The organism is Erythrobacter sp. SDW2 (genome assembly GCF_021431965.1).
Classification (GTDB): Bacteria; Pseudomonadota; Alphaproteobacteria; order Sphingomonadales; family Sphingomonadaceae; genus Parerythrobacter.
In genome coordinates this window covers 145,058-170,770 of sequence record NZ_CP090370.1, presented here as the reverse complement: position 1 = coordinate 170,770, position 25,713 = coordinate 145,058, and the positions used below count along the sequence as shown (strand labels likewise).

The window sequence follows — 25,713 nt, the reverse complement described above, 5'->3', positions numbered from 1 at the left end:
TCGGCAAGCCCGGACCCAGCGGGACCCACGCGGACGAGATCATCGAAGGGCGCATGAGCCTCGCCTACATGCAAGGCATGTTGTTCCCGCGCGCCGAACGGTCCCCTGCTGACCTTGGCGGGGACGAAGCGGAGGACGCCTCCGACGAGGATGCTGATGATCCGCTGAGCATGTCTAACGCGATGCTGCCGGCCTCGATGGGGATGTCATTATGCATTGCGCCGGGCAGCAAGGTGCAGATCACGGTCGACGCAGCTGTCTACGAACAGGTCGAGCCGAGGGAAGATGCCGAGAACCCCGAGGTAGCCAAGGAAAAGGCAAAGGCCGCGGACGCCGCGGTACCAGCAGATGCACCTCGCGATGAGAAGGCAGCGAAGCGGCGAAGCAAGGCCGATGGGCGGTGGCAACGTCGCGCGTTGGCCCCGGCATCGCAAACTGTTGACGCAAGCGGCTTGGAGACGACTCTCGTCCTCGAGGATCACGCGACATTGGAAGTGCTCGCGCGAACCTTGCCAAGTGGCGACGTTCTCCTGACAACTAGCCTCTCCAACGTCCACGAGGCGAAGAACGCGAGATCAAGCGAGGACACCCTTTACCAGGTTTCAATTCGAGCCGAGCCCCTCGAAGGCCAAATCCTCAAGTACCCGGCGGCCCGCTACGTTCCACCCACGGACGAGGAACGTGAACTCCGGGTCATTTACGGTGAGCAACGCCCCTATGCCGTGGGGCACGGGGTGGCGACCGATTGGAAACTTGCAAATGACATGTGCGAATGGGTCTGCACCGAGGCCCTTCCCACCGCCCACGTTTGGCGACCGGTCTTCGACAACCTGTCGATCGCAAGGGACGGTGAACTCGTTTCCTTCGACGACGACGAATTGTTCAAGATCGCGCCCCTTGCCAACGGTGACCTTTCTGGTCCCGAGCTAATCGAGCGCCTGACTGGATTGGTCGATTTCTACGAAGAATGGATAGCTTCCCAGGCTGCGATACCGGTTGACTCCGAACTGGAAGCCGACGCCTCCAGAATGATTGGACGATGCGAGCGAAGTGCCGAACGCATGAAGGAAGGTATTCGCATCCTTCAAAGCGACGAGAGCATTGCCCGTTGTTTCATGTTGGCGAACCGCGCGATGCTCATGTCTATGTCCCACGCGGGCCGGGCGACCGGCCGGGGGCGCGAAGACGGAATGCAAGGCCCCTTCGCGCTTGGAAAGGCCGAATCTGGCCCAATCGACTATTTCGACAATCCTGCTCAATGGCGCCCGTTCCAGCTGGCGTTTTTTCTTCTCGTGTTGCCGTCGCTCGCCGGAGCCGAGCTTCCCGATCGTGATCTTGTCGATGTCATCTGGTTTTCGACCGGCGGAGGTAAGACGGAAGCATACTTGTTCGTCTCTACCTTCGAGCTTTTCAGGAGGCGGATTCTCGATGGGAAAGCAGGTGGCGGAACCGGGGTCATAAACCGCTATACCTACCGCTTCCTGACCGCCGACCAGTTCCAGCGTACTGCCGGCGTGATCTGTGCCATGGAAATGATCAGGCGCGAATTGACCGCTTCCGGCGATCCATCGGTTGGCGAAGAAGAATTCTCGATCGGCTTATTCGTTGGGGGCGAAGTTAGCCCTAATTCCTTCGCGGGCAGCCATGACGGGGCGATGTCGAGGACGCAGGAGCTCCTGGATTCAAGCCAACCCCGCGATGCGAACCCTTACCCCATCGAGAGCTGCCCATCGTGCGGGACCCTGCTTGTTCCAGAAGAAAAAAAAACGAAGCCGGATGGAAGCCCTGACGAGGCCTATTACGGGTTCATTGCGACCGCCAACAGTTTCACGACGAGGTGCCCGGAAGAAGACTGCGCGTTCCACGGGGGATTGCCTGTCTACTTCATCGACGAACAGTTGCTCCGCGCACCGCCTTCCTTCTTGCTCGGGACCATCGACAAGTTTGCGATGATCCCGTGGAAGGAAAACGGCGGGGTCCTGCTCGGGCTCGGCACGAAATGGTCATCACCTTCGCTCGTGATCCAAGACGAGCTGCACTTGATCTCGGGTCCACTCGGGACCCTGGCAGGAATCTACGAAGCGGCTTTCGAGACCCTGATGGCATCCGGTGGGAAGCCGCCGAAAGTGATTGCCTCGACAGCAACCATCAGGAACGCGTCCGTCCAATGCAGGAGGATATACGGCAGGCCATCAATGGTGTTTCCGTCACCGGGTCTGCGCGCGGAGGATTCGTTTTTCTCGAAGCTCGATAGGGGCAACAAGGAAAGGTCGAGACTTTATGCAGGGGTAATGGCGCAGGGCCTTCGATCGACTGTCGCGGCCTCTTGGACGATGGCAACGCTACTCCAGTCGTCATACGAACTCGTAGAAGCAGGCGAGCTAACAGCGAACGAGGCGGATTCCTACTGGACGTTGGTGGCCTACCATAACAGCAAGCGCGAGCTGGGTCGTATCGTCAACGCCACCCGAGACGAAATTCCGACACGCATGAAGGTCTATGCCTCAGACGAGGAAGTGGAGAGGCCATCGAACTTCCAGGTGTTAGAATTGAAGGCACACGCGGAGACACCGGTACCGAGGGCGAGGCAATTATTGGCCCGACGGCATAGGCCAGAACAACCCGCGATCGACGTGGTCCCCTGCACCAACATCATCTCCGTCGGCGTCGATATCGACCGTCTCGGCATGATGATGGTGAACGGTCAACCCAAGCTCAGTGCAGAATACATCCAGGCGACCAGCCGGGTGGGACGTGGCGCAGTGCCCGGCCTCGTCTTGGCAGCCTATTCTCCGAGCAAGCCAAGGGACCGCTCGCATTACGAGTCTTTCCGCGACTACCACGAGCGCTTCTACAGCTTCGTCGAGCCAACGAGCGTCACGCCCGGAGCCTTGCCGGCGATCGAAAGGGGCCTCCACGCGGCCTTGGTGACGGTCGTGCGTCATGGGACAAGACTACGAAAAAACGCGGCAGCAAGGCAGTTCGATCCCGCTGAGCATGCGATTGCAGCTATCATCGAGCGCCTCGAGCAACGCCTATTGAGGGCGTACGATGGACCACGCGAAGCCGAAGAGCGGGATCGCATCTCGACGAAATTGACCGAGAAGGTGATGGAGTGGGCCGGGTGGGCAAGCGCAGTGGAGGGGCTGCAGTACACGTTTGCCAGCAACCAGCAGCGCCCGCACTTACTCGTTCGCTACGGTAACAAGAAGATCGACGGGGCAGGCTGGCACACGCTGCAATCGATGCGGCACGTCGACAAGGAAATTATCTTGGAGGATATGGCACTTGCCCAAGCCAACAATTCGTAGCGCGCAGCTCATAAGCCCATTCGGTGTTGGCTCGCTATGCGAGATCGACGGCCAGTCCTTTTTTGTCCGCGGCACGGGAAGCTGGGCGAAGGGCTACAATCTCGAGAAGATCGAGGTGGGATCGCTCACCGATTGGCTCCGGCCTCGCCAGCTGAGAAAACCAACGGAATCGGTCGCTATACTGCGGTTCCCGCATTGGCACTTTTGCCCGGAATGCCGCAAGATGACCCGGTGGACCCCGGAAAAAGACAAGCAAAACCTAAAGGACGACGGCAGTCTTCCCAAGCCAACCTGTGACGGCGGGAAGTGCAAGAACGCCAGGCTGGTTCCCATGCGGTTCGTTGCGGCTTGCGACAATGGCCACATCGACGAGATCGATTGGTACTGGTGGGCGCACCGGTCACACGAGCCCGCGAAACATGGTGCATGCAGCCGTCAAACATCGAGGCTCCACTTCGAGGTAACTGGCAAGAGCGGCGGTGACTTCTCGAGCATGGTCATACGGTGCAGTTGCGGATCATCTGGTAACTTGGAGGGGATAGCAGATGGCCCGCTCCCACAGAAATGCCGTGGCTACCAACCCGGAGAGCAATCATCGACTTGCGTAGACCCGGACAACAAGAAAAATCCCGGGGCCCCGAAGCCGCTCTACATGGAGCCGCGAGGTTCCAGTTCTCTTCACTACGCGTCAGTGATCTCCGCGCTCGATATCGACGGCGACACCGAGAAGGATAGCTGGGAAAAGCTCCGTACCGACGCGATCTACCAGAACACCTTGCAAACTGCGCGGATGCTCGCGGGCTTACAGGGCGGCGATACTACCATGGCGATCCAGACAAGCCGCCCAAGCCTCGAGGCACGCGCCAACGATGTTGGTATTTCCGTCGAGGATGCGCTTGCTTGCTTCGAAGCGGACCTAGGAACTAGTCCAGCCGAAACTGGACCCACCCCTCCGGCAGGCGAGATCAGCCAGCAAAGCATTCTCGACCAGGAGTTTCCCGTCCTTGCGAACCCCAAGGGACAGAATTCCCGGTGGCTTATAGCCCGGCCGGAGAAGCCAACTTCGCGCTTCGGTCTCGATGAGCTGTTCGAGCGTTTCGTTAGGGTTGAAAGACTCCGTGAGGTCCGTGCATTCCGAGGCTTCCAGCGGCGCAACGTCTCCGAGAAACACGCCATGATCTCGCCCTCGCTGGGACGGCAGCAGCCTGACTGGTTGCCGGCCATGATGGTGCTTGGCGAAGGCGTCTTCTTGGAATTCTCTAATTCCGCGATCGCTGGCTGGAGGAAGGAGAACGAAGAGCAAATCGAGGAGTTCACCCAGTCACACCTCGTGGGTGCCGAGGCGCTGGGATTGCCGGTGCGCATGGGTTTCAACGCGAATCCAACATTCATCATGGTCCACAGTTTTGCCCACTTGCTCCTGAACCAGCTGTCTTTCGACTGCGGATATTCTTCGACCTCGCTAAGGGAGCGAATTTACTGCGGAACGGACTCCGAGCCGTATGCCGGACTGCTCATCTACACGGCCGACTCGGATGCCGAGGGATCTATGGGTGGCCTGAGCGAGATGGGTGCGCCCGAAAGGCTCGAGGATGTCATCTACCGCGCCGTGTCACGCAGCCAATGGTGTTCCGGGGACCCGGTCTGCCGCGAGCTTGACGCGCAAGGTGTCGATGGCTTGAACCGTGCAGCGTGCCACGCGTGTTCGCTTGTCGCGGAGACAAGCTGTACTTTCTCGAACGTACTCCTCGACCGTGTCTTGGTGTCCGGCGACGGACGGAAGAATGGTCGCGGTGTTCGCGAGCCGGTTGGCTACTTCAGCAAGGTTCTAGAGGTCTAAGGATGCGGTTTCCCTCGTTAAGTGATCTCGACCGAGAGCAGCGTCGCATTTACGGCGATGCACCTGCCGACGGTGCGATCTTGGTCGTGGGCCCGCCCGGCACCGGGAAAACGGTCATGGCTTTTCACCGTGCCCAGAAGCTCGGAAAGCTTGGTCAAGATCCGCATGTTATCATGTATAACAAGGTGTTGGCCAAGTACACGTCCAGCAGGTCAAACGTGGCTCCCGATGTTGGCGTGAGCACGATGCATACCTGGGCAGGCAAGTGGTGGAAGCGGGCGACGGGCTCTTGGCCTCCGATGATCGCCGGTGATCGCTGGGCCCACGATTGGCCCGACATATGCGCCCGGGCGATCAATGCATTCCAGAAGGGTGCCAGCCGCAAGTTTACCTGGGGACATCTCATCATCGACGAGGGGCAAGACTTTCCTCCCCAGATGTACATGGCCCTAGGGATGATGCTGAAGCAAATGGAAGCGCACGGTGTCGCGGCGCAGGTGACGATCTTCGCGGACGACAACCAGCGTTTGCAGGCTGACCGGAATAGCCGGATCAAGGATATCAAGGATTACCTTTTCCTCGGTGCCGCGGCCGATCGCGTTTTCAACTTGAAAAAGAACTTTCGCAACACGCGGCCGATCGCCGAGTTTGCCAAGCATTTCCAAGTCGGAAACGAGAGCGGCATAGCGGAACTGCCGGACGCTGATGGTGAGAACCCGCAGGTTGTCTTCGCTGCCAATGACCGTGAAATCGCTGACTTCATTGCGCGAAAGGCGAAGATCAACCCCGGTAAGCAGGTCGGCGTGATCGTCTACGGTGGAACCAAGGACGTAAAGCGGGCCTACAACCAGGTCAAAACGCGGGTTGGCGAGCTGGCCAAGCCCCCGCATTTGCAGATGTACCTCAGCGGAAACAGTACGCACACCGACCAGTCTCTGGACTTTGAAAGTGGCAACACGATTACCTTCCTCCATGCACAGTCTGCCAAGGGTCTAGAATTCGACATCGTTTTCTTCCTCGGCATGGAAGGAATGAGTGTCGATACCTCGGGCTTCTTGAACGAGCGGATGGCACTTTACGTTATGAGTTCCCGTGCCCGTTCCGAGCTCTACATCGCGTTCAAGGACATAGATCCAAGGGCCGCTCCACCCGCATCGTTCCGCTTGCTGCCTCGTCCAAGCATGGACTTGTGCCGGTATGTGGGCCTCGGATCACTCGACCAAAGCGTCGGGGTGTTCCAAGAGGCCATCGAGGCCAACGATGATTTCGAAGAAATGGAGGCAGCCGAGTGACAGACGATAAGCGCGAACTCGAGCTCGATTTCGAACCGAAAGCCGAAGGCAAGGCATCAAGCTGGGAACTCCTCGTGCCGATCCACGCCGACAATTTTGCCCTTGCGTTGGCGTCTGGCTACCTTGGTGGATCATTGAAAAGCGATGCGGCACGGGACCTGCAGAGCTACGCTGCCAACGGACTGTTCGCTTTCATTGGCGAGGTTCCCGCCTGGGCAATCTCAGAGGGTGAAGATGGGGACAGGGTCCTGCTCAGCCTCGCAGGAGAAGGAGAGGCTGCTCCGGGACCTGGAACCATGGAATTGCTTGGTGGCCCTGAGAGGATAACGACGGTCAGGTCGGCCTACTTCCGGGACGAGGCCTCGTTGGCGAACTTCAACGCATCTTACGATGCATTTCCCGACGTTCCCATGAACATCGTCGAACTTGCAGCGAAGTGGCCGGTCTGCGAATCTGGCGAACGCCCTACAGACCTACAAGAGCTTCCGGTCGAGCAGCCGAGCAGACGAAGCGACCTCGACTTTCTTGGGGGTTTCGCGGCGGGAATCATCGATCTCTTGGCGGAAAACACCTTCGATGAAGCGATCTGCCACTTCCTCAAAGAGCCGGGAACCGATCTTGCTGAGAACGGTCGACGCCTCCTGCTTGCGCTCGAACCTCGTACTTCGCAGGTCGATGTCTCGATCTGGACAGCTACTATCGAGGCGCTGCGATCTCGTTTCGGCAAACGCGGCTTTGATCGGCGCGAATTCCTCGCAGATGTCGAAGGCCGCTTGGCAGATCATGGCCCAGAAGCAGAATCCTGGGTGCGCGGATGCCAAAAGGTCATCGATGCCGAGATTGACATTCCTAGCCTGGCAGACAGCGAAAAGATCGGTCGCCGTGCTGCGCTCGCAATTATCCTGTCTCACGAGCCGTCGGGCCTTGAAGAACTCGAAAGCAACCTCGAAACTGGCCCGCGGGTACGAGCCTTGGTCACTGCGGCGGTTTACGCCTTCGCCGGGCTTTCGCGGATCGACAGTAGGCTAAAGTCTCCTGCGCCAAGAATGGAAGCCGTGCTCGAGCTAGGAGATCGAATAGCCACGGGCAAACCCGTTCGCGTCGAGATCGAGACATCCAAGACCGGCGCTGACCTGACCCGCCATCAGGTCATCAAGGTTGGCGGAAATAGCGTGCTTGAACGGCAGGTAGAACCGCCAGCCTACATGGTAATGCTCAAGGCCAGGATACAAGAGGCCGGCTACAAGGTCGAACTGGACGGTGCCTCCGGGCAGATTGGCATTCGCCCAGGCAGCGCCAAGGGCGAGTTTATCATGGTCGAGGATTGCTCGCGGTCGTCACCGGGAAACCCGATCGTGAACCTGGTTTTGCCAATCGCTACACTCGGCGCTCGCCCAACGGTCGCTTCGCTCAAGAAGCTCATGTCCGCTGCCTGGGAGAACGCCACGACCGTCGCCCTCCGCGAGGTCGGCGACTCCGAGGAAGTTGTTGCAATGGCAAGCTTGCCGCTCGCAACGCTGGACCGCGACGAGCTCAACTTCCACGTCGAGCGCTTGCTCAAGGTATCGACAGAACTCGGCGGGAAGAAGCGCAAGGGGCGTCGCGTCAAGAACTAGGAGTTCATACCCAATGGGTATCAAGGCAGACCGTGGCGGGAAATCGTCGAACAATTGGTACCAGCGGGACCTGCCAGTCAATATCGCGACACACGACAAGAAGCTCGAATTTTGGCTTGAACTCGACTCGAAGGGTGGCGGGGTGACCGACATCCGGATCGAGGTCGAGAAAGCTAGCTACGAAGACCTACTTTCCGCGATGCTGCAGTGCGATTTTGACAAGACGGTCCGTTCATTCGCCACGGCTTGTCAAAAATGGAGGCGCGCGAACGCGCCGAAAAGCCGCTGATGGCTCTGCGAGAGATAAGGTGTCAAAATCGACGCATTAAGTCTGAATTCCGGCTTTATGTCTCGATTTTCATACATTAAACTCTCTTCGATTGGAGAACGTCATGGCTGGGCGCAAAGACCCCCCGCACAACTCGGAGCATCGCTGGGAAGGCTTGCAGGATATTGACCGTGCCATCTCTGAAAACCGCCTAACGTCCTATTCATGGAAGAAGGCCTGGGCCGACCCGTGGGGGAGAGCCGGTTTCATCGCCTTCGCGCTCCTATTCTTGGCATTCATCGTTTATGTCGTGATCTACGATTTGGTACTTTGACCGCCTACCATTCCTTCACGTCGTCAGCTGCTTCCTCGCTTGCACCCGTTGCGCCCTGCGTCTGGCGGTCGAGGTAACCTCGAACGGTACCAATCCTACCACGACCCTGCTGGCGAACCTGCTCGACTTCATCGGTGATGCCAGACCGATCAGGAGCATCGGGCATTGAGCGACCATCCGCAGAGCCCACGGCACCCCTCGCACGTACCTGCCCAGCACTTCCGATCCCGGGGCGGCTGACAGGAGCGAAGTCCGGCAGCGAAAGGTCGGCTTCGATGTCGTCTTGCAGGCGATCAGCATAGCTTTCGACAAACCGCGATTGCAGCTGCTGGCCGCGCGCACTCATCTGGAACTCGATGTCGTCGAAGCGCACCGGCCCGTAATAGTCGCGATTGGCTTCGATCTCGGCCATGCCCCATTCGCGATAGGCCTGGCTCAGGTTCAGCGTGCCTGCGGCGCTGTTGGCCTCGTACCAGCTGGCCTGGTTTTCGAGGCGGCTGGCCATCTCTTCGGCCCGACGCGCCTCTCGCGTGTAGCTTTCGGCTTCGGTCAGCGATCGGCTGAGACCCGACGAGCTCGTCGACACTTGCGATACCGAGCTCGAGCTCGTCTCGCGCAGGAAGCCTTCACGCGTGTTCGACCAATTGCGACTATCCGAAAGCTGCCGCAGCGCACCCATGATCCTGCCGCGATCTTCCGAGGCGATCCCGATATCGCTGTCCGTCCAAGTCTGATTGCGACCACCCCGCAAACCCGCAGACGCCTGTACCGGTCCCCTTTCTCCCTTTAGGCCAATGCCAGCGTCACCATTCAAGAACCAAGACACGGTAATGTCGTCGGACGCGCGCCGGGACAGGCCGAACTGCTGCTGAAGCGTCCTTGAAGCATTGTCGACTTCGCTGAATGCCGTGCCGATGCTGTCGTTCGTGCCGACGCCGCTGACCGTGTCGGAGCTTTGACCCTGGCTGTAGGCGTTGCGGATCTCGCTGAACCGGGTGAGCGCAGAGCTCGTCGATTGCTGGGCGAGGTTGGCATAGGTCTCGCTCTGCGTCCGGCTCTGGCTTGCCATCGTTCCGAGGCGGCCGGTGAAGTCCTGCCCCAGTGTCGGGGTGAACGGATAGCTTGAATTCGGGACAGCAGCGAACTCGCCATCGGGGAAACTGGTCGTCTGCGTGCCGCGGTCGCTGAAACCACGCGTCTGCGTGGCGCCATAGGCGATGTTGGGTGCAAGATTGCCTTGGGCAAACTGGCGGGAGAACACCGTCGAATTGTCGATGTTCGAGTTGCCGAGCGAGACATTGCCGGTGCTCGCTTCGCGCGAGGCTTCCTCGGCTGCATTCTGGCTCGGGTTGAGATAGCTCGTTGCCTGGCCCGAGATCGCCAGCGCACCGCGCGCCACCCCGCCGGCAAGGAACGGGATCGAGGCGACAAGATAGCCCGCTAGAATGCCAATATCGCTGTTGACGTCGCTCATGCCGGCAAAGGTCGCCAGGCTGAGGCCCGTGCTGCCGCCAGCGGCGGCGACATCGCCTGCGCCTTTGAACATCAGGATCATGTGCAGGATCACGAAGAGCGGTCCCCACGCCGCAAGGTAGAAGAAGCCGGTGACGTAACCTCTCAATGCAACGGGTCCGGTCCGCGGCATGAGGAACAGCGGAAACAGGACAGGGAACAGCGCGTAGAACACCACCGTCAGCACGACGTTGAGGATCGGGACCCATTTCATCGCGTTGTGTGCGATCGAGGAATAGGTCCGCTCGGTCTGAATATCGGCCCGGGTCTGCGCGAAGACGTCGATGCTGCCGGTGCCGCTCGCACCTGCAAAGCCGTGCATGGCCTGGTTCATGGCATTGATCGTCAGCACCTGGCGGAAGATGTCGCTCGCACTGCGCGAGATGCCGGTGAGATACTGATAAGCAATCGGGAGGTCCGCCATGAGCTTGGCCTTGGCGAGCGCTTCGGTCTGGCGCGGATAGAGTTGGCGCCCCGCGACAAGCGTCATCTCGTCGATGAGGCTCGCCCATTGCCCCGACAGAGCGGTGTAAGCTTCGCGGCAGGTGATGATCGAGGCCGTTACGCTGTCGTCGGCCTGCCGGGTCAGGAATTTCTGCGCGCGCGCCGCGCTCCCCGGTTCGATCGTCGTCCAGATGTCATCGCTCTCGGACAGCTCCTTCATCGAATAGCGGCCGAGCAGCAGATCGTAGAACACGCATTGCCGGACATGCTCGTCGAAGTTCGCAGCAAACTCCGGATCGGAAATGCGCAAGCTGCGCGTCGATTCAAGCAGCCGCGCGCCATAGATCATGCCGTTCTTCGAGTAGTTGAGGTCGTCCGGCAGGCCGAAGACGAGCTCGGCCGAGCGGGTCAGGTAATCCCCCGCCTGGCTGGTGAAACTGGCCATAAGGGCAAGCCCGAGCGGGACATTGGCCACCGTCGCGGGGGCAAGGCTGGGATTGACCCGGTCGGTCACATGGACGTCCATGCGCGGCACCATCAGGCACATGTAGATGAGCGTCGCGCCGAGGAACCAGTTGAGCCAGGCGCGCCAGTCCTGGTTGAACGCGACCACGATGACCGCGAGCACCATGCCCATCACCAGCGCGACCTGGATCAGGCTCTTGTAACCGCCCGCACCGGTCCAGGCGGCAACGGCGTTGAGAACGTTGACGATATACTCGCCGCCACCGACCGTGAAAATCTCGACCACGTTGTCTGACCCTTATGGAACGATGGAACGGGACTGCATCCCGCGCGACCAGTCGAGCGCGGCGGCCATCGACGGCGACATCGAAGCGGCGAGCATGTTCTCGATCATCGCGGTCTTCTCAATGATCTGCATGATCGCCGAGACCCGGGCTTGCCCGGTCGCTTGCCGCTGGGCGAGGCTTGACCGGACCTCGGCGACCTGCGCGCGCCAGATCGCGAGCTTGGCTTCATCGGCGGCGATGAAACTCGCCATAGAGCGTCCAGCCTCGGCGGTGATGCGCTCGAGAATGGCATAGAGGAGATCGATGCTGGCAATCTCGGCCAGCGTGTCGCGGTCGTCGGTTGCCATCCCGCGTCCATAGGCCGCCTGCACGGTGAGGATCTTGTAGAGCGGCACCGATGCCACCTGGAGCAGCTCCTTCTCCTCGTCGCCGATCGCGGTGTCGCTGCGGATGGCCTCGACCATGCTGCCGATGAGCCGGGCAACGCGGGGCCGGATGGCCTTCGCGCTCGAGAGGCTCATCTGCTGGAAAGTCGGGTTGAGGCACTGGTCGGGCTCGTCGCACTGAAAAACCCGCACCGACTGGCCCTGCGTCCCGTCCAGCAGCGCGGTCACCAGCGTCGAGGAGGCATCACCGGCGAAAGGTACGAATTTTCCCGGCTCGTCGTCGCGGGGCGGCACGTAGATCACCGTCCCGATGAGCGTCATCGCATATTCGGCGAGATCGCGGTCGAAGGTGCCGCCCACGTTGAAGAAGGCGCTCTGCTTGAGGACATGCCAGGTGTAATTGCGTGGGATCCCCGGATTGACGTCGGCATAGGCGGCGCCGGCACCCTCGTTGGTCGAGGCGCGCTGGCCGCGCGTGCCGCAGCCATGCTTGGCGGCGGCATAGTCGGTGAAGATGCCTTCAGAATTGCCGATCGCTTCGCAGATTGCCTTGTCGGCGAGATCGCCCTTGGGCCAGATGCCGCCGACCAGCCCCTGCGCCATCTCGCAGGAATTGATCGAGAGGTTGTTCATGAGCTGCGCCTTCTGGCTGAACTCCTGCATGATCTTCGAGCACTCGGGACAGACCGTGTCGATCGCGAGGCTGAAGGCGAACCCAACCGCATTGTTCGCGACGGCCTTCAAGAGCGCGACCATCTCGCTTGCGTTGATGAAGGAGAAGGACCCGGCGAAGATATCGATACCGCCGCAACCAGCGCGGGCACGCGGCAGCTGGAGATTGGCGATGTTGGTCGTTTTCTGCGGGAAGCGCGTCCAGACATTGCCGAGGCTGTAATAGCCCGCCGACTGGCCTTCGAACGCGCTCGGCCCGGTGACATTGGCCGCAGCGCCCATGTCGTCCATGAAGCGGTCCATGCTGTCGCCGACGTTTGCGACGACAGGCGACGCGACCATGCTGGCGGCAGCTATGGTGAGCGCCGCATTGCGGATGCTAGTAATCATGTCCGGCTTCCTTCGAGGTGAGGAGGTAGATGCGATCCTGCAGCTCGTCGGCCGAGAGCACGCCATATCCGATCGGGATCGGGCGCCTGGCCACGCTGTCCCACAGCACGAGTGCCGGGGTAATGCCGGGTTCGAGCCCCATGCGCGGCCGCTGACCGCTTTCGACCTTGTAGTCGGGGAAGTGCCGGGACGGTCCGCCATCGGTCGAGATCGCCCGGACCGTGATATGCCAGCGGTCCGCCACCGAGCGCACGATCGGGCTCATCACTTCGCATGCGCCGCAGGTCTGGGCGAAGAAGTAGAACAGGCCATAGCGCTCAGAGAGCCTGGCCATCACCGCATCGCGGTCGGCAGCGCGCGCGTCCTGCCATTGCTTCTTGGCGAGCGCGCCGACCGGTCGTTCGAGCGTATAGTCGAGATCGGGATCCTGCCAGATCGCGCGCTGCCAGACATCGGAGAACAGCGAAGCCCGGTCGAGCTGGGCACGCTGGAAGCGGATATAGGCGGTGACGTTTTCCGGCGTCGGATAGAGGATCGCGCGTGCCTTGAGCTCGCGCAGTTCCCCCGTGACCGCGTCAAGTTCTTGCGTGGCGGTTACCTGGGCCGGTGGCTGCGCCATCTGCGGCTCCTCTGCCGGCACCGGCTTTATGCAATAGAACCAGTAGCCGAGCCTGCGCTGCTCGCAGTAGAGGCTGTCTGCCGAGGCAGCTGGCTCTGCCTGGCGCGCTTCCTGGGCAGCTGCCCGAACGGGAAGCAGTGCAGCGAGACACATGGCCAATACTGGGAGTCCCAGCATCGGCAGTGATTGGCGGCGCGTCATTGGCCACTCCTTGCGTAATAGTCTTCGATCTTCTGCTGGATGAGGATGCTGGTCTCGAGCTCGTCGGGGAGCCGTGCAGCCTCGGTGAATTCGGCATAGACCTCGCTGAAATCCATCTGGCTGAGGTCGAGCCGGGCGAACTCGTCGAGCGTGAAACCCTCGCACTGCTCTTCCTTGGGCTTGTCCCACGGCTTGGGCAGTTGGCGTCGGCCCTGTTCCTGCAGGATCCGCGAGAGCTTGCTCTCGAAGCAGCAGTAGACCTTCTTCTTGGTCAGGCAGACGCCGAGGAACTTGTCCGAACAATAGGTCCCCACATAAGCGCACAGTCCCTGCGCATCGCGCTCGTGGAGCAGCACTTCTTCGCGGTTGCAGCCGAGCGCGACCAGTAGGCTGATACCGGGGATGAGCGGGAAGCCCTTGCCCTTGCAGCAGTTGAGCACGCCAAAGACCTTGGAGGAGCAGGTGTTACGCGTGCCGCGGAACAGCGTCAGCGTCTCGGGATCAAACTGGCCGCGGGCCTCGTCCATCGCATGGAGCGCGGTGACAGCATCCTTGAACTCGTTGTTCGCGGTACGCTCGATCGTCTCGCAGCTGCCGTCGATGCAATAGACATCGCCGTCGCAGACATACTGGGTGGAGCTGTCGGTACCGGGAAGCGGGCACTCGTAGATGCGCTCCCAGGTCTCGCAGGGGTCTTCGTCGGTAAGGCATTCCTCACGGACAAAGCGGCAGGTTCCCTGGCTTTCGATGTCGGAGCAGTCGGTCGCCGCTTCGCGCACAATGCAGGTGTAGCTGCGTTGCCATTCCCAGCAGGGGCGTGTGACAGTGACGCCATCGACCACCCGGGTCTGCGGATCGCTATCGGTGCAGATCTCTGCGTCCAGCGTACAATCGCTATTGTCCGCAAGATCTGTGCACTGGCTTTCGTTAGGTGTGGTCGTGACCGTGGCCGCTGTCGTGATCATGTAGGGTGTTTGCCCCGGCACCTGATCGTCGCAGGTCAGTTCGGTGACCGGATCTCCCGGTTCGGAACACCAGGGCCGTCCGCCCGACGAACTCCATTGCAGGCAGGTGTCGCGCCGTCCTGTCACGCGACAGGAATAGCCGTCGAAGCCGGCGCATTCGGGCTCGCCCGAGCCGTTGAAATCGCCGAAGCGGTTGCAGAGGTAATGATACTGCGGTCGCTGGCTGACCGCGGCGACGAGCGGCACCGTGCACTGGCCCACCGACTGATCGATCCGTGTGCCCATATTGCAGGTTGCGGTATAGGTGCCTGCCGACCCCGAACCGGGCGGCAGCGAAACGCACGATCCCTGGCTGCCCGAAATTGCCATGCCGCTGGTGTAGTCGAGCGGCGTCTCATTGATCGCGAGGCTGCGGGCAATCACCTCCTCGATCTCATTCGGCTCGAACCTTGCGCGATTGGCCATGCTGTCGCGGATGGTCCGCATCGGCGTGCTGGTCGTCGCGGCGCTGCGTCCGCGGGCCTCGATCTGGTCAGGATCGCGCGCAAGATCCTGCAGGTCGCGCGTCGCCTGCGGATCGAAATTGGGAACGCGCGCCGCGTCGGGATTGGTCGTTGCTGCCTCGCGCGCCTCGCCCAGCAGCTCGGTGGCAAAGTCCTTGCCATCCGCCCGGGCTTCATCGCGGGTCTGAGCGTGAAGTGACGACGCGCCGGTGAGGACGATGAGTGCGGCAAGGAGATTGGCGAGAGTTCTGCCGGTCATGGCCGTTCCTCCCTGGAGAGCTGGCGCAGATGGAGACGGGCAAGCTCGGCGCCCGGACCCTTGCCCGAGGCGAAGGTCTCGAGGACTTCGCCCACGCTGATGTTGCCGGCGATACGGTCGTGTGGCGGCACTTCGCTGGTGCAATCGAACCCGTCGCAGGGACTGAACTCGGTGCTCAGCATGACAAAGCTCGGTGCGGCTTCGATGTTGAAGGCGCGGAACAGCCTTGGATCAATGCCGAGCGAACCGGCCGCGTCGCGGCTGCTCCAGATGGCAGCCAGGCGCTTCTTGAACGCCTCGCTGTTTCCTTGCGGGAAGCCGCGCAGCACGGTGACGCCTCCGGCCCTGGTCATGTCGCGGACCAGTTCCTTCAGCGCCTCGGGCGGCATCGACAGGCTGGCAAAGGCAATGAAGCGCGGGGCTCCCCCGAGCGATGCCTTCTCGGCGGCGGCTTGCCCCGCGATCATCGCGTCGAAGTCGAGGACGGCGTCGGTCTCGATTGCCTCGATGCTGTCCGCATAGGCGGTGCGATTGGCCTGCGCTTGCGCCTGGATAGCCTCTGCGTCTTCGGTAAGCGCCTGGGCGCGTTGGCGGACATTGGTGCTGAGCGCCTGCGCATCCTCGGCGTGTTCGGCCGCACGCTCGCGGATCGCTTCGAGGTCGATGCCGTCGGGCGCGCTCTGGGCGAGAGCGAGGCCACCGAGGGTGACGGCAAGGCCGACGGGCAAAACGAGGAGGTGCTTGTTCATAGCGCGCAGCAGTTCCGCTTGCGCCAGACGAGGTATCCCATGTCTTCGCCGATGGCGGGGATGACCTGTCCGGCCGATTGAAAGGTGGTGGAGGCGCCGATGGGTGGGCAGGCGTAACGGCCCGAGGTCGCCGGGCTGGGGTTGGTGGCCTGGAAGCGGTATTGCTGCTTGCGCATCACCGGCATCAGGTATTTGCCGCACAGGCCCTTGGACCCCATCGTTCCCCACGAGACGAGTTCGCGGTGGAGCTTGTAGGCAAAGCGCGAGAGCACGAGCCGCGAGGCTTGGACGTGCCCGATGGAGGCCGAGACATTGCCGTTCATCGGATACATCGAACCCTGGCAGCCCGCGCACCAGAACATCTCGTCAATAGGCAGCCTCGCGGTCGAGGCGACGCAGTCGGCTGCACAGGCAGCGAGCGCCAGCGGGTTGGCGAAGAGCACGGCTTCGGGGTTGATGATCGCGGTGAGCTCGGAATCCTGCCACAGCGGATCGATCTCGGAGATGTAGAGTATATCGATCGAGCCCGATTCCAGGCACAGGAAATCGGCGACGATCTCCATCCAGTAGATCAGCGGATAGGCATACCAGTGGACGTGCCAGCTCGAATAATACTGGCTCGCGCCGCCCACTGCCGATGGACCCGAGATCGAGCGGAAGCCGATATCCAAGCCCGGATCGAGTTTCATGCCGCCGAGGTTCACGAAGCACCACGGCTTCATGCTGACATCGGCAAGCCGCACCGGCTCCCAGAAGCCCATCGCGATCCCGGGCCTCAGACCGCACAGGCACACCGGCAGATCGGGGTTATCCGGATCGGGCCGGCTCGACGGCCAGATGTCCAGCCCGCCGATCGAGATCGGGAACAGGCAAGACCAGCAGATGTCGGTGATCGGGTTGACGAAGCTACCGGTGCAGCGACCGGGACCGGCATCGGCCATGGCGGGCGTTGCGGTGGCGAGACCAACAATAGCGGCCAGAATGAGCGCCAGCTTTCTTAGACGGCTCATTGGGCTGTCCTCCGTTTTGGGGGCAGCGCGATTTCGCTGATCTCGAGCAGGCGGCCCTGCTGGCGCACGCGTGCAGGCACCGACCTGATCCCGAACCTCTCCGTGAGCTTGCCGCCCTGGTCGAAATAGAAGCGGCGTTGGCGGACCTTCATCAGCTCGAGCGGCGCGCCCTTCACCAGGATCAGCTTGGCATTGGCACCCTGCTTGAGCGCCCAGGCGAGCTGGTCTGGATCGTCGCCGTCGAGGAACAGAAGGTCCGCGCGAAGGCCGACGCTGTCGAGCGGATTGACCCTCGTGCCAGCGGCATGGATCAGCTCGCCTTTTGCCCCGCGGATATCGGCAGCGAGCGTGATCGTCGGATCGAAGTGCCAGCGCCGGGCTTCGCTCGCCCGGACGATCCCGGCGACAGGGTCGGGCCGGTTCACCCGCGCGATCGTGCGGCGCTTCAGGTCTTCATTGAGCCGCGCGGTCTCGCCCGAACGTTCCATCTGCGTCAGGCGCGAATGGATCTGTTCGAGGAGGTCGCGCTCGATCACGGGAAACACCGTGCCGCGCTGGCCATAGTCGCGCGCCTGCACCTCGGCAGGGCAGAGCAGAACTGCAAGCAGCGCCGCAGGGAGGATGAGCTTGCTCACAGGATCGCCCTCCCGCTGCCGAGGATCTGGCCGCGGCAGACGAAGCCGATCTCGGCGTAGCGGCTGTCGAGGCCGCGGGGATGGCTGGTCCCGGTGTAGAAGCAGCCGTCGGGGATCGGTCCTTCGGGGCCTTTGTGAAGCGCAACGCCGAGACGGGTCTCATCGAGCCGCGCGGCGATCTTGCGACCGTTGATGAAGACCTCGTGGCCACGGTGGCTCACGACATCGCCCGGCACGCCCAGCACCCGCTTGCCGAAGAGCTGCGCGCCTTTTCCGAAATGCACTTCGACGAGCCTGCTTGCCGGCGGCTCGAAGAAGATTAGGCTGCCGCGCTCGATCCGCGCGTGCTTGTCGAGCCAGAAGGCCCAGTTGGGCAGGCTCGGGCTGGCGTTGATGAGGAAGGCATGGTCTTTCGCGAAGGCGTCGACCGCGCCCCATCCGAGCGGCAACAACACCAGCGCGGTTAGGACCAACGGCCGCTTGATCGTGCGAACAAGGCGAGAGGCAAACTGCGTCACTGACCGCCTCCCTGCCCAAGCTGGCGGGCGATCCGCATGCGCAGTTCATCGGTGGCATCGGGGGCATCGCCAGCGAGCACCGCTTCGCCGACCAGCACCACGCGGCCATCGGTTCCCATTTCTGCAACGGCACGCTCGGACGCCTGGAGGAAGGCGAGCACGCGCGCCTGACTGGCTTCGGGATCCTGCTGCCCGCGCGCTTCGGCATCGACGAATGCGGCGATGGTCTCGGCAAGCCGGACGGTGACGATCTGCTGGCTCGGCTCGGACAGTTCGCGGCTGACCCAGGCTGCCCAGAGCAGTGCGGCCACGAGCGCGAGCACCGCAAGAATTCTCAGCAAGAGCGGGCGATTAAGAGATTGTAATCTGCGCGTGTCAGTCACGGTTTGCCTCCCGGGCCGGATGGTTGTCGAGATCGGCCACGAGCTGCTTCAGGAAGCGCGGCATGCGAAACAGCGTCACCGCACCGGTCAGCACCAGGAAGCAGCCCTTGAGGTCCTGGCTGAACAGGCTGCGGCGCAGGCCGTCGGCTTCGAGGTAGCGGTCCGACAGATTGGCGAGCTGGGTGAAGAGGCCGCCGAGGTCCCAGCCCGCAACGAACAGGAACAGCGCGAGCGGCAATCCCAGCACAATCAGCAGCGAAGTCGCGGCAAAGCGCGCGGTCTCGATGAGGACGAAGCAGCTCCCTTGCAGGAACGGCAGCAGGCTGCGGAAGTTTGCCGGAGGGGTCCGGTCGGCGAGATGCGAGACCATCATTGTCCGCCTCCCGCCACGATGCGAATGGCATCAGCGAGGCTGTGCCCACGCCGCTCGCAGTCCTGGATCGCGGCATAGGTGTCGGGATCGGAGGAGTAGATTGTCGCCGAGAAGGGATCGAGCACGAGCCGGCCGACGGCCTCGGTCTCGGGACCCTTGATGAAGACCTCGCTGTACTCGGTCCCCGAACGCTTGAGGCTGCGGATCAGCGTCTCGGTGCGATCGTCCATGTCGAGCCGCGCGTTCGCCCTGAAATCGGCGATCGTCTCGGCCTTCTGCTGGAGCACCAGCATCCAGTCGCTGTTCTCGAGCGCGGCGCGCGCGCCATCGGACTTGTAATAGTCATTGAGGGACTGGGTCGCGGTGGCGAGCGCGCCGCCATATTTGCGCGCAGTGCGGGCATAGGTCTCGACGAACTCGCCCATCGAACCGCCCTTGAGCATGGCCCAGGCCTCGTCGATCAGCAGCAACTTCTTGGTCGCCCGCGATGAGCGCGTCATCGCCTGGCTGGTCATGAACATGATCGCCGAAAGGACGACGCTGCGCAGTTCTTCGCGGCTTGCGAGGTCACTCATCTCGAAGACGGTAAAATCATCGTCGAGCGCGAAGCTCGCCTTGCCTGCAAAGAACCCGCCGTAGCTGCCGCCGCGGCAGAAAGGCGCGATCGCGGTAGCAAGATCGCGGCCCGCCTCGCTTTCCGATCCATGGAGCGCATGCGCGACATCGTCGACCGATGCGCCGCTTCCCAGGGCCTCCCAGGTCAAAGTCACGGCCCGGTCGATCAGCCCACGTTCGGTGTCGCTCGGCGCGGTGCCGGGACGGGCCATCTGGCCGACAATCGCCTTGATCATGGCAAAGCAGTCGAGGCGGTAATCCTCGTCTTCGTGCGCGCGGGCATCGTCGACCATCGAGAAGGGGTTCAGGGAAAAGCCCGAGGCGAGCGTGAACTCGACGAAGCGTCCGCCCTGCAGTTTGACCGAATGCTCGAAGCTGCGCCCGTCGTCGATCACGACGACCTTGGCGCCCGCGCCGCGCAGGGCGGCGCAAAGCTCCTGCAGCAGCACCGATTTGCCCGAGCCCGACTTGCCGCAGATCGCGATATTGTGATTGCCGGCACCGTTCTCGAACGGCGACCACCAGAAAGGCTGGCCGCGGCGGCCGACGAGCAGCAGGTGCGGGATCACGCCGCCGAGATATTCTCCCTGCATCGGCGCAATATGTGCCGCTGTCGTCGAGAGCATGGTCTTGAGACGCTTTAGCCGCGCCATGTCGTCGGCGAGGCCATCGGCAAGGCTCAGGGGAAAGGCAGCCACGAGGCCCTGCAGCTGGAGGAAGCGCTCGTCGGCCAGATCCCATCCAGCTGCCTTGTAGATCGCCTTGATGATGCGTTCGTGCGCGTCGCCCTGGCCGAGCGGCGAGATGCAAGTGAGCCCGTAGAACAGCTTGACGAGCTTCTTGCCGGCCTGGAGTTCGGCCTGGACGTGGCGCCATTCGGCCGACTGTTCGGCGAGCTTGGGCAAGAAACGCGCGCTCTTGGTCTGGCTGAGGCTGGTCGTGCGCATGAACTTGAAGCCAGCGCGCGCCGAGGCGGCTTCCTGGTCGGGGTAGACGAGGCACAGCATGGTCGCCGTTGGACAGGGGAAGCGCAGCTTGTCGGTAAACATGTCGCCGATGAGCCGCGCGCATTCCCAGGGTGCCCAGCGCTCAGGGGTAGAGCGCACGGCATAATGCCGCACGTCGAAATGGTCGGGATAGCATTCGCCGACTTCAGGATTGCCCTCCTCGTCTCGGCCCGTCTCCCGAAAGCGCTCGGTCCTGAGGATCAGGCGATCGTCGCCGACCTCGAGTTCGATGTCGCGGCGGATGGCCTGGACATCGAGCGTATCGTGCGGGTTCCACGCATGGATGTCGGTCTCGTGCGCGGTGGTCGGCGAAGTAAGCTCGTCGATCAGCGCCAGCAATCCGCCCGGACGCAGCTCTTGCGCGGAGAGGCCGAGCGAATGGAGCATGCCCATCAGCCCTTCGCGGCATTCGGAGAGTTCGGCATCGGTCACACTGCCGGGCACCGGCACGCCGAGCGAGACGATCAGCCGGACGTTGCGAGCATGGAAGGGCGCATGCGCCGAGCCCGAGCTCCAGACGAGATCGTAAAGGCGCCTGGTGCGCGCCCTGGCGATGGCCTCGTAGATCCCGCCCTGCTCGTAGCGCGGAGCGAACCAGGGGCCGACCACGCTGCCGATCCGCGGAGATGCGAAGTTCAGGACCTGGAGGCAGGCGCCCTGCGGCAGGCCTTCGGAGAAGAACTGACCGAGGATCTCGCCGGTCCGTTCGTCGGCCCCGATCAGCGGGGTGACTTCGAGCACGAAGCCTTTGGAGCGGGCGTTGCGATAGAGCTTCGCCCCCTCGTCATAGACCCGGTAGGGCAGCCAGTCCGTGAGCATATCGAGCCCGAAATGCGCCTGCGGCTTTTCGGGCCGAGCCGTGTCGGCAAACAGGCCCCGCGAGAGTGCGTCGCGCGCGGCAGCAAGGGATAGCGTCACTGGCTCTCTCCTTCGGTCATGTCAGGTTGGGGGACCGGCTCGCGGGGAGGAGAAAACGAGCCAGGTCCCCCGGGTTCCGGCGCGTCAGCGCCGGGCATCGCCGGAACGGGCTGCGAGGGGATGAACAGTTGTTCCGGCAATGTGTCTGTGGGTTGGAATTCAGGTGCGGGGTTGCCCTCGCGCGTCGCGGCAATGGTCGATGCCAGCGAGCGCAGCACTTCGCGGCGGCCCTGCGGGGCGCGCCAGCCTGTGCCTGCCTGTTCGGGCAGCGTCAGGTGAACGACGCGCGCCTCATGGTCGCGGCCCGCCGCGTCACGGTATCCCGTCAACACGATCTGCAGGCGGCGAACCGCTTCCCCGGTCGGGGTCACCGTCCGATGCGCGCCAGACGTGTCAGCCTTCTTGATGCCGGTCGCCCCGGCATCGATCGTGGAGGTGGGCGCACAGGTCCCTTCGGGAGCACGGCAGGCAAAGCTGCCTTTGACGTTGCCGCCAAGGCTGGCGCAGCCACTGGCCAAAAGGAGCGGCGCGGCGAGTACCACGGCGCGAAGGATCGGGAGCCGGCTCATTGCGCCTCTCCCTTGCCCTCGGCGACGAAGCGGCGGATCGCCGCGGCATCGCGGTAGCCATGAAGCACCGCCCCATCGCGGGCGCGCACAATGACCGGAGTTCCGGCAAACCCGTTGGCCTTAGCGAAGGCTTCGTTGGCATCGAGCGCCTTGGCGTCCTTGCAGGTCTTGGCACTCGCCGGTGCCTGACCGGCGTAGGCCGCATGCAGCGCCTTTGCCGGATCCTTGGCGCACAATACCGCCTCGGAAATCTTGCGGCTCGCCGCGTTAAAGATCGAGATCGGCCGCTCTTCGATCATAACCTTGGCCTTGGCGAGTTCAGCGGTCAGGCGTTGGCAGTAGCCGCACTGGAAATCCGAGAAGACGACCAGGCGTTCGCCCTTGGGGTTGCCCCAATGGATCGCGCCGGCAACCGGAAGCGACGAGAGGTCGACATGGCTGGCGGCCGCCTGCACAGGCGCTTCGTCGCGTCCCGCCGGCGCATCGCTCGCTACGCGTGCCGCACCGGCCGCAAGCAGGTCGGGATTGAGTTCGAGCAGGCGGGCGGCGGTCACGTCGCGCCGCTCTTCCATGTCGTAGAGACGGCCCACGAATAGATAGCGGGCGGTCTCGTCGATGTAGAACAGCGTGTCGCCCGAGACGACTTCGCACCAGGGGCCCAGCGTGTCGCAGCTGATCGCATCGATCGGGGTCTTGGGCAGCCGCAGTTTCAGTGCCTGCGCGACATCGCTGGCCATGCCGGCAGCGCTCGCAGGCATGGCGGTGACGGCAGAGACGCCGAGCGTCAGCACGGCGGCGGCGCTCGAGAGGGCAAGGGCAAGGTGGGCGGCGCGGGCCTTCAGGCCCGGCGGCGAGTCATTGTAGTTCATTTGGAGGGGCTCCTGACGTGGACGCCGTCGAGAAAGACGATCTCGACCTCGATGCCGGTCGGCATCTCGACGACGGGTTGGTATTGTTCGGCGCGTTCGATGAGGTATCGGCTGACGGTGTCGGCGGCTTCGCCGGCACCCTGGCCAAAGCCACCGGCGAGAATGTCGGTCGGCGACAGCGCCTCGCGCTGACCGTTGGCGCCGACCTGGCCGGTGAAGATGCCGTTGGCGTTGGCGGAAAATCCGCGCCCGAAGCCGCCAACGATCCCGGCCAGCAGCGCCTGGCTGACAAGGCTGCCTTCGCGGCTGACCACGCGGCCACGCACACCCGACTTTCCGGCAAAGGAGATGAACCCCTTGACCTCGCTGACCGCGAAGCGGCCACCGGGCTGCGCGCAGGTCATGCGCACCAGCTTGACGTAGACCTTCTCCGCCGAGAGATCGCCGCGCGCCGCGCCATTGACGAGGCAGCCGGTAATGTCGGTGGTGAGCAGCATGTTGCCGCGCATCACCGAGCGGGCCGGTCCGGTGATCCGGAGCACCACGGGAAGCGGATCGCTCTGGCTGGCAACGCCGGTCGAGGCGTCGACGCCCACGATGACCGTTGCCGGTGCGTAGCTGTTGGGCGGCAGGTAATCGCGGCTTGCTTCGAGCAGCAAGGCCGGCGCAGTCTCTGCCGCGCGCGGCTTGCCGTCCTTGCCTGTCTCCGTGCCGAAACTCATCAGGCTGAGCTGTCCGCCCTGCGTTTCCGGCGCTCCTTGTGGTGGCTGGACAGCTCCGCCGGTGCCGACGCCGGGGCCATAGGCCGGTGGCGGCGGCAGCGGCGGTGCGGCTGCAGGTGCTTTTGCAGCGTCGCTAAGCTGCGAACGCAGATTGGCATTCTCGGCCGAGATCGCGTCGATCGCTGCCTGGCCGTCGGAGCGCATCTGCGCGTTCTCGCTGCGAAGGGCTTCGAGCTCCTGCTCGATCTCGGGTCGCGGCAGCTGCGATTGCTGCAGATCCTTGATCGCGCGGCCCTGTGCATCGAGCCGGTTACCGTAGCTAGCGACGAACTCGCGCTGCGAGAGGTTACGATTGACGAGGCCGCCGGTGTCGATCGTCGCCGCACCATTGGCATCGGTGCCGTCCTTGCCGCCATCGCTGCCGAAGATGAACATCCCGCCGCCGATGAGCGCGATGGCCCCGATCCCGGCGAGCAGCATCTTCTGGCGCTGCGCGATCTGCGAGTTGAGGTTGCGCCGTCCGCGTTCTCGCGCTTCCGGCGAGCCCGGCAGAGGCCTCTTTTCGGCGTCCTTCTGTGTTGCCTTGGCCATCAGTCGAGCCCTCCCTTGGCAAAGACAAGGAAGGCACTGGTCGCTTCACCGGGAGCGAGTGCATCGCGGCCATAGGCAAAGGCGAGCGCGCCTGCGGGACCTTCGCGCTCGGAGCCAAGCGCAAGGCTCTCCTGGCCGAGGTTGCGTACGAGGAAGCGCTGTCCGGTGAGTTCATCGCCCTGGTATTCCGCGACCAGCTGGACCTCGATCCCGCCGGTACGGCGCGGAGCAGAGAGTTCGGCGCGGGCAGTGAACCCGGGCAGGACGGCATCGCTCGCCATCGCCTCGATCAGGCGGATCGCAGCGTCCTCGGGGCCGGTCTCGGTTTCCCATTCGGTAGCCGCGGCTTTAGCCAGCGCGGGATTGGTGATGAAAAGCTGGGTCGCTTCCTCACCGCCGAGGCGGCAGGCGAACTTGTAGACATAGCCCGCCTTGCTGGTCGCAAAGAAGCTGACCCGGCCAGCGGCAAACTGCGGGGGCACGGAGATATAGATGTCTCCGCGCACCGGCTCGTGCGTCACCTGGAAGTCGTTGTAGGGAAAGCCGCTCGCAATCTTCGAGACATTGGCAAAGCCATCATCGATGAGCGCGATCCGGGTGAGTTCGCCGCGGGCGAGTTCGCAGTCGATGGTCGCATTGTCGGCAGCTTCGACGAACTGGTCGGCATGCGCCGGGACCGGCGCGAGCGCGAAGGCGATTACGGCGAGGCCGGTCAGCTTGAGCCCGGGATCGGGGCGCCTTGTCGCGCCGATCGCGAAACAGGCAAGGCCGGTTCCGGCAAGCGCAGCAGCGAGGGGAGATGGGAGAAGGCTCATTGGCCGGGTTCCTCCTTGTCGGTGGGAAGTTGTTCGAAGCCGGCGAGCGCGAGGCTGAGGCCATGCTTCGACCAGCGGAAACGGAAGGAGCGGCGCTGGCTCGCGATCACCTGCGCGCCGACAAAGGTCTTGAGCGTGCCGGTGACGGTCGAGGTCAGGGCCTTGGGATCGACATGCATTTCCGCGATCACGAAGGCCTGGCTGATGTCCGAGCCGCGCTGTTCCTCGACGATTCTGACGAGCTCGGATTTGAGGCGGCCGTGCGCGGCGGGATCGGCGAGCTTCAGGATGTTCGCCATCCAGTAGTCGAGGCTTTCGGGTGCGCGATTAAGGAGCATCAGCGAGGTGTCGCGGGTGACGAGCTCGAGATAGGGCGCGTCGATCCCGCCGCTCGAGACGGTGATCCGCTCGGCGGTGATCGGCACCAGCACCACCTGCTCGTCGCGGGTGACCGCAGCGCCGAGGCTGACCAGCGTGGTCAGGCCCAGGACACCTGCCAACCCGGCAAAGCGGTTGCGTTGCCGGAGGTAGGTCTGCGCCTGTTCGTGTGCGAATTCTGCTCGCATGGTTTGCCT

22 protein-coding genes are annotated in these 25,713 nt (G+C 63.0%); 6 read left to right on the top strand and 16 right to left on the bottom strand.

Annotation, left to right across the window (positions count from 1 at the left end; all coding sequences use genetic code 11):
• Window positions 1–53: 53 nt before the first annotated feature.
• The 6 genes from LY632_RS00845 (at window position 54) to LY632_RS00820 (ending at window position 8,661) form a co-directional block, all read left to right on the top strand.
• Window positions 54–3,311: a hypothetical protein gene (locus tag LY632_RS00845; RefSeq protein WP_234091936.1), complete on the top strand. Its 3,258-nt coding sequence runs from the start codon at window positions 54–56 to the stop codon at window positions 3,309–3,311.
• A complete protein-coding gene (gene drmB / locus LY632_RS00840) occupies window positions 3,289–5,151 on the top strand; it encodes a DUF1998 domain-containing protein (protein WP_234091935.1) in 1,863 nt (620 codons plus the stop codon). Before LY632_RS00845 ends, drmB begins: the two co-directional genes overlap by 23 nt.
• A 2-nt stretch (window positions 5,152–5,153) precedes the next feature.
• A complete protein-coding gene (locus LY632_RS00835; protein ID WP_234091934.1) occupies window positions 5,154–6,443 on the top strand; it encodes an AAA family ATPase in 1,290 nt (429 codons plus the stop codon).
• Entirely contained in the window at window positions 6,440–8,059 is a 1,620-nt protein-coding gene (locus LY632_RS00830) for a hypothetical protein (protein WP_234091933.1), read from the top strand. Before LY632_RS00835 ends, LY632_RS00830 begins: the two co-directional genes overlap by 4 nt.
• 13 nt (window positions 8,060–8,072) lie before the next feature.
• Window positions 8,073–8,348: a hypothetical protein gene (locus tag LY632_RS00825; protein WP_234091932.1), complete on the top strand. Its 276-nt coding sequence runs from the start codon at window positions 8,073–8,075 to the stop codon at window positions 8,346–8,348.
• Window positions 8,349–8,451: 103 nt separating this feature from the next.
• Complete coding sequence (locus tag LY632_RS00820) at window positions 8,452–8,661, top strand: hypothetical protein (RefSeq protein ID WP_234091931.1); 210 nt, start codon at window positions 8,452–8,454, stop codon at window positions 8,659–8,661.
• A 4-nt stretch (window positions 8,662–8,665) separates the two neighbouring features.
• Here LY632_RS00820 and LY632_RS00815 read toward each other — a convergent pair whose 3' ends face one another.
• From LY632_RS00815 to LY632_RS00740, 16 genes are all read right to left on the bottom strand, one after another.
• The gene (locus tag LY632_RS00815) at window positions 8,666–11,368 is read right to left on the bottom strand and encodes a conjugal transfer protein TraG N-terminal domain-containing protein (protein WP_234091930.1); all 2,703 of its coding nucleotides are present in this window, start codon (window positions 11,366–11,368) and stop codon (window positions 8,666–8,668) included.
• Window positions 11,369–11,380: 12 nt separating this feature from the next.
• A complete protein-coding gene (locus LY632_RS00810; protein ID WP_234091929.1) occupies window positions 11,381–12,817 on the bottom strand; it encodes a conjugal transfer protein TraH in 1,437 nt (478 codons plus the stop codon).
• Window positions 12,807–13,637, bottom strand: coding sequence for a conjugal transfer protein TraF (locus tag LY632_RS00805; protein ID WP_234091928.1), 831 nt, complete (start codon window positions 13,635–13,637; stop codon window positions 12,807–12,809). The genes LY632_RS00810 and LY632_RS00805 overlap by 11 nt, the downstream gene beginning before the upstream one ends.
• Entirely contained in the window at window positions 13,634–15,364 is a 1,731-nt protein-coding gene (locus LY632_RS00800; protein ID WP_234091927.1) for a conjugal transfer protein TraN, read from the bottom strand. Before LY632_RS00800 ends, LY632_RS00805 begins: the two co-directional genes overlap by 4 nt.
• Window positions 15,361–16,113: a type-F conjugative transfer system pilin assembly protein TrbC gene (gene trbC, locus LY632_RS00795; RefSeq protein WP_234091926.1), complete on the bottom strand. Its 753-nt coding sequence runs from the start codon at window positions 16,111–16,113 to the stop codon at window positions 15,361–15,363. The genes LY632_RS00800 and trbC overlap by 4 nt, the downstream gene beginning before the upstream one ends.
• Window positions 16,110–17,123: a conjugal transfer pilus assembly protein TraU gene (gene traU / locus LY632_RS00790; protein ID WP_234091925.1), complete on the bottom strand. Its 1,014-nt coding sequence runs from the start codon at window positions 17,121–17,123 to the stop codon at window positions 16,110–16,112. The genes trbC and traU overlap by 4 nt, the downstream gene beginning before the upstream one ends.
• Window positions 17,120–17,758, bottom strand: a complete 639-nt coding sequence (gene traW / locus LY632_RS00785) for a type-F conjugative transfer system protein TraW (RefSeq protein WP_234091924.1) — start codon at window positions 17,756–17,758, stop codon at window positions 17,120–17,122. The genes traU and traW overlap by 4 nt, the downstream gene beginning before the upstream one ends.
• Window positions 17,755–18,276 (bottom strand): S26 family signal peptidase, encoded by a 522-nt coding sequence (locus LY632_RS00780; RefSeq protein ID WP_234091923.1) that lies wholly within the window; start codon window positions 18,274–18,276, stop codon window positions 17,755–17,757. The genes traW and LY632_RS00780 overlap by 4 nt, the downstream gene beginning before the upstream one ends.
• The gene (locus LY632_RS00775) at window positions 18,273–18,587 is read right to left on the bottom strand and encodes a TrbI F-type domain-containing protein (protein ID WP_234091922.1); all 315 of its coding nucleotides are present in this window, start codon (window positions 18,585–18,587) and stop codon (window positions 18,273–18,275) included. The genes LY632_RS00780 and LY632_RS00775 overlap by 4 nt, the downstream gene beginning before the upstream one ends.
• Window positions 18,588–18,651: 64 nt before the next feature.
• Window positions 18,652–19,032 carry a hypothetical protein gene (locus tag LY632_RS00770; protein WP_234091921.1) on the bottom strand — a complete coding sequence of 127 codons (381 nt, stop codon included), beginning with the start codon at window positions 19,030–19,032 and terminating at the stop codon, window positions 18,652–18,654.
• Window positions 19,029–21,572 carry a type IV secretion system protein TraC gene (gene traC / locus LY632_RS00765; RefSeq protein ID WP_234091920.1) on the bottom strand — a complete coding sequence of 848 codons (2,544 nt, stop codon included), beginning with the start codon at window positions 21,570–21,572 and terminating at the stop codon, window positions 19,029–19,031. Before traC ends, LY632_RS00770 begins: the two co-directional genes overlap by 4 nt.
• Window positions 21,569–22,141: a hypothetical protein gene (locus tag LY632_RS00760; protein WP_234091919.1), complete on the bottom strand. Its 573-nt coding sequence runs from the start codon at window positions 22,139–22,141 to the stop codon at window positions 21,569–21,571. The genes traC and LY632_RS00760 overlap by 4 nt, the downstream gene beginning before the upstream one ends.
• Complete coding sequence (locus LY632_RS00755; RefSeq protein WP_234091918.1) at window positions 22,138–23,010, bottom strand: DsbC family protein; 873 nt, start codon at window positions 23,008–23,010, stop codon at window positions 22,138–22,140. Before LY632_RS00755 ends, LY632_RS00760 begins: the two co-directional genes overlap by 4 nt.
• Window positions 23,007–24,323, bottom strand: coding sequence for a TraB/VirB10 family protein (locus tag LY632_RS00750; RefSeq protein ID WP_234091917.1), 1,317 nt, complete (start codon window positions 24,321–24,323; stop codon window positions 23,007–23,009). The genes LY632_RS00755 and LY632_RS00750 overlap by 4 nt, the downstream gene beginning before the upstream one ends.
• Window positions 24,323–25,138, bottom strand: a complete 816-nt coding sequence (locus tag LY632_RS00745; protein ID WP_234091916.1) for a type-F conjugative transfer system secretin TraK — start codon at window positions 25,136–25,138, stop codon at window positions 24,323–24,325. The genes LY632_RS00750 and LY632_RS00745 overlap by 1 nt, the downstream gene beginning before the upstream one ends.
• Window positions 25,135–25,704 carry a type IV conjugative transfer system protein TraE gene (locus LY632_RS00740; RefSeq protein ID WP_234091915.1) on the bottom strand — a complete coding sequence of 190 codons (570 nt, stop codon included), beginning with the start codon at window positions 25,702–25,704 and terminating at the stop codon, window positions 25,135–25,137. The genes LY632_RS00745 and LY632_RS00740 overlap by 4 nt, the downstream gene beginning before the upstream one ends.
• Window positions 25,705–25,713: the final 9 nt, after the last annotated feature.

Excerpts from the sequence above, each read along its gene's own strand:
- LY632_RS00835 (WP_234091934.1), top strand. The coding sequence starts at position 5,154 with ATGCGGTTTCCCTCGTTAAGTGATCTCGACCGAGAGCAGCGTCGCATT.
- LY632_RS00820 (WP_234091931.1), top strand. The coding sequence starts at position 8,452 with ATGGCTGGGCGCAAAGACCCCCCGCACAACTCGGAGCATCGCTGGGAA.
- LY632_RS00770 (WP_234091921.1), bottom strand. The coding sequence starts at position 19,032 with ATGATGGTCTCGCATCTCGCCGACCGGACCCCTCCGGCAAACTTCCGC.
- LY632_RS00810 (WP_234091929.1), bottom strand. The coding sequence starts at position 12,817 with ATGATTACTAGCATCCGCAATGCGGCGCTCACCATAGCTGCCGCCAGC.
- LY632_RS00740 (WP_234091915.1), bottom strand. The coding sequence starts at position 25,704 with ATGCGAGCAGAATTCGCACACGAACAGGCGCAGACCTACCTCCGGCAA.
- LY632_RS00760 (WP_234091919.1), bottom strand. The coding sequence starts at position 22,141 with ATGAGCCGGCTCCCGATCCTTCGCGCCGTGGTACTCGCCGCGCCGCTC.
- LY632_RS00800 (WP_234091927.1), bottom strand. The coding sequence starts at position 15,364 with ATGACCGGCAGAACTCTCGCCAATCTCCTTGCCGCACTCATCGTCCTC.
- LY632_RS00755 (WP_234091918.1), bottom strand. The coding sequence starts at position 23,010 with ATGAACTACAATGACTCGCCGCCGGGCCTGAAGGCCCGCGCCGCCCAC.
- traU (WP_234091925.1), bottom strand. The coding sequence starts at position 17,123 with ATGAGCCGTCTAAGAAAGCTGGCGCTCATTCTGGCCGCTATTGTTGGT.
- LY632_RS00825 (WP_234091932.1), top strand. The coding sequence starts at position 8,073 with ATGGGTATCAAGGCAGACCGTGGCGGGAAATCGTCGAACAATTGGTAC.
- LY632_RS00845 (WP_234091936.1), top strand. The coding sequence starts at position 54 with ATGAGCCTCGCCTACATGCAAGGCATGTTGTTCCCGCGCGCCGAACGG.
- LY632_RS00745 (WP_234091916.1), bottom strand. The coding sequence starts at position 25,138 with ATGAGCCTTCTCCCATCTCCCCTCGCTGCTGCGCTTGCCGGAACCGGC.
- LY632_RS00750 (WP_234091917.1), bottom strand. The coding sequence starts at position 24,323 with ATGGCCAAGGCAACACAGAAGGACGCCGAAAAGAGGCCTCTGCCGGGC.
- trbC (WP_234091926.1), bottom strand. The coding sequence starts at position 16,113 with ATGAACAAGCACCTCCTCGTTTTGCCCGTCGGCCTTGCCGTCACCCTC.
- LY632_RS00805 (WP_234091928.1), bottom strand. The coding sequence starts at position 13,637 with ATGACGCGCCGCCAATCACTGCCGATGCTGGGACTCCCAGTATTGGCC.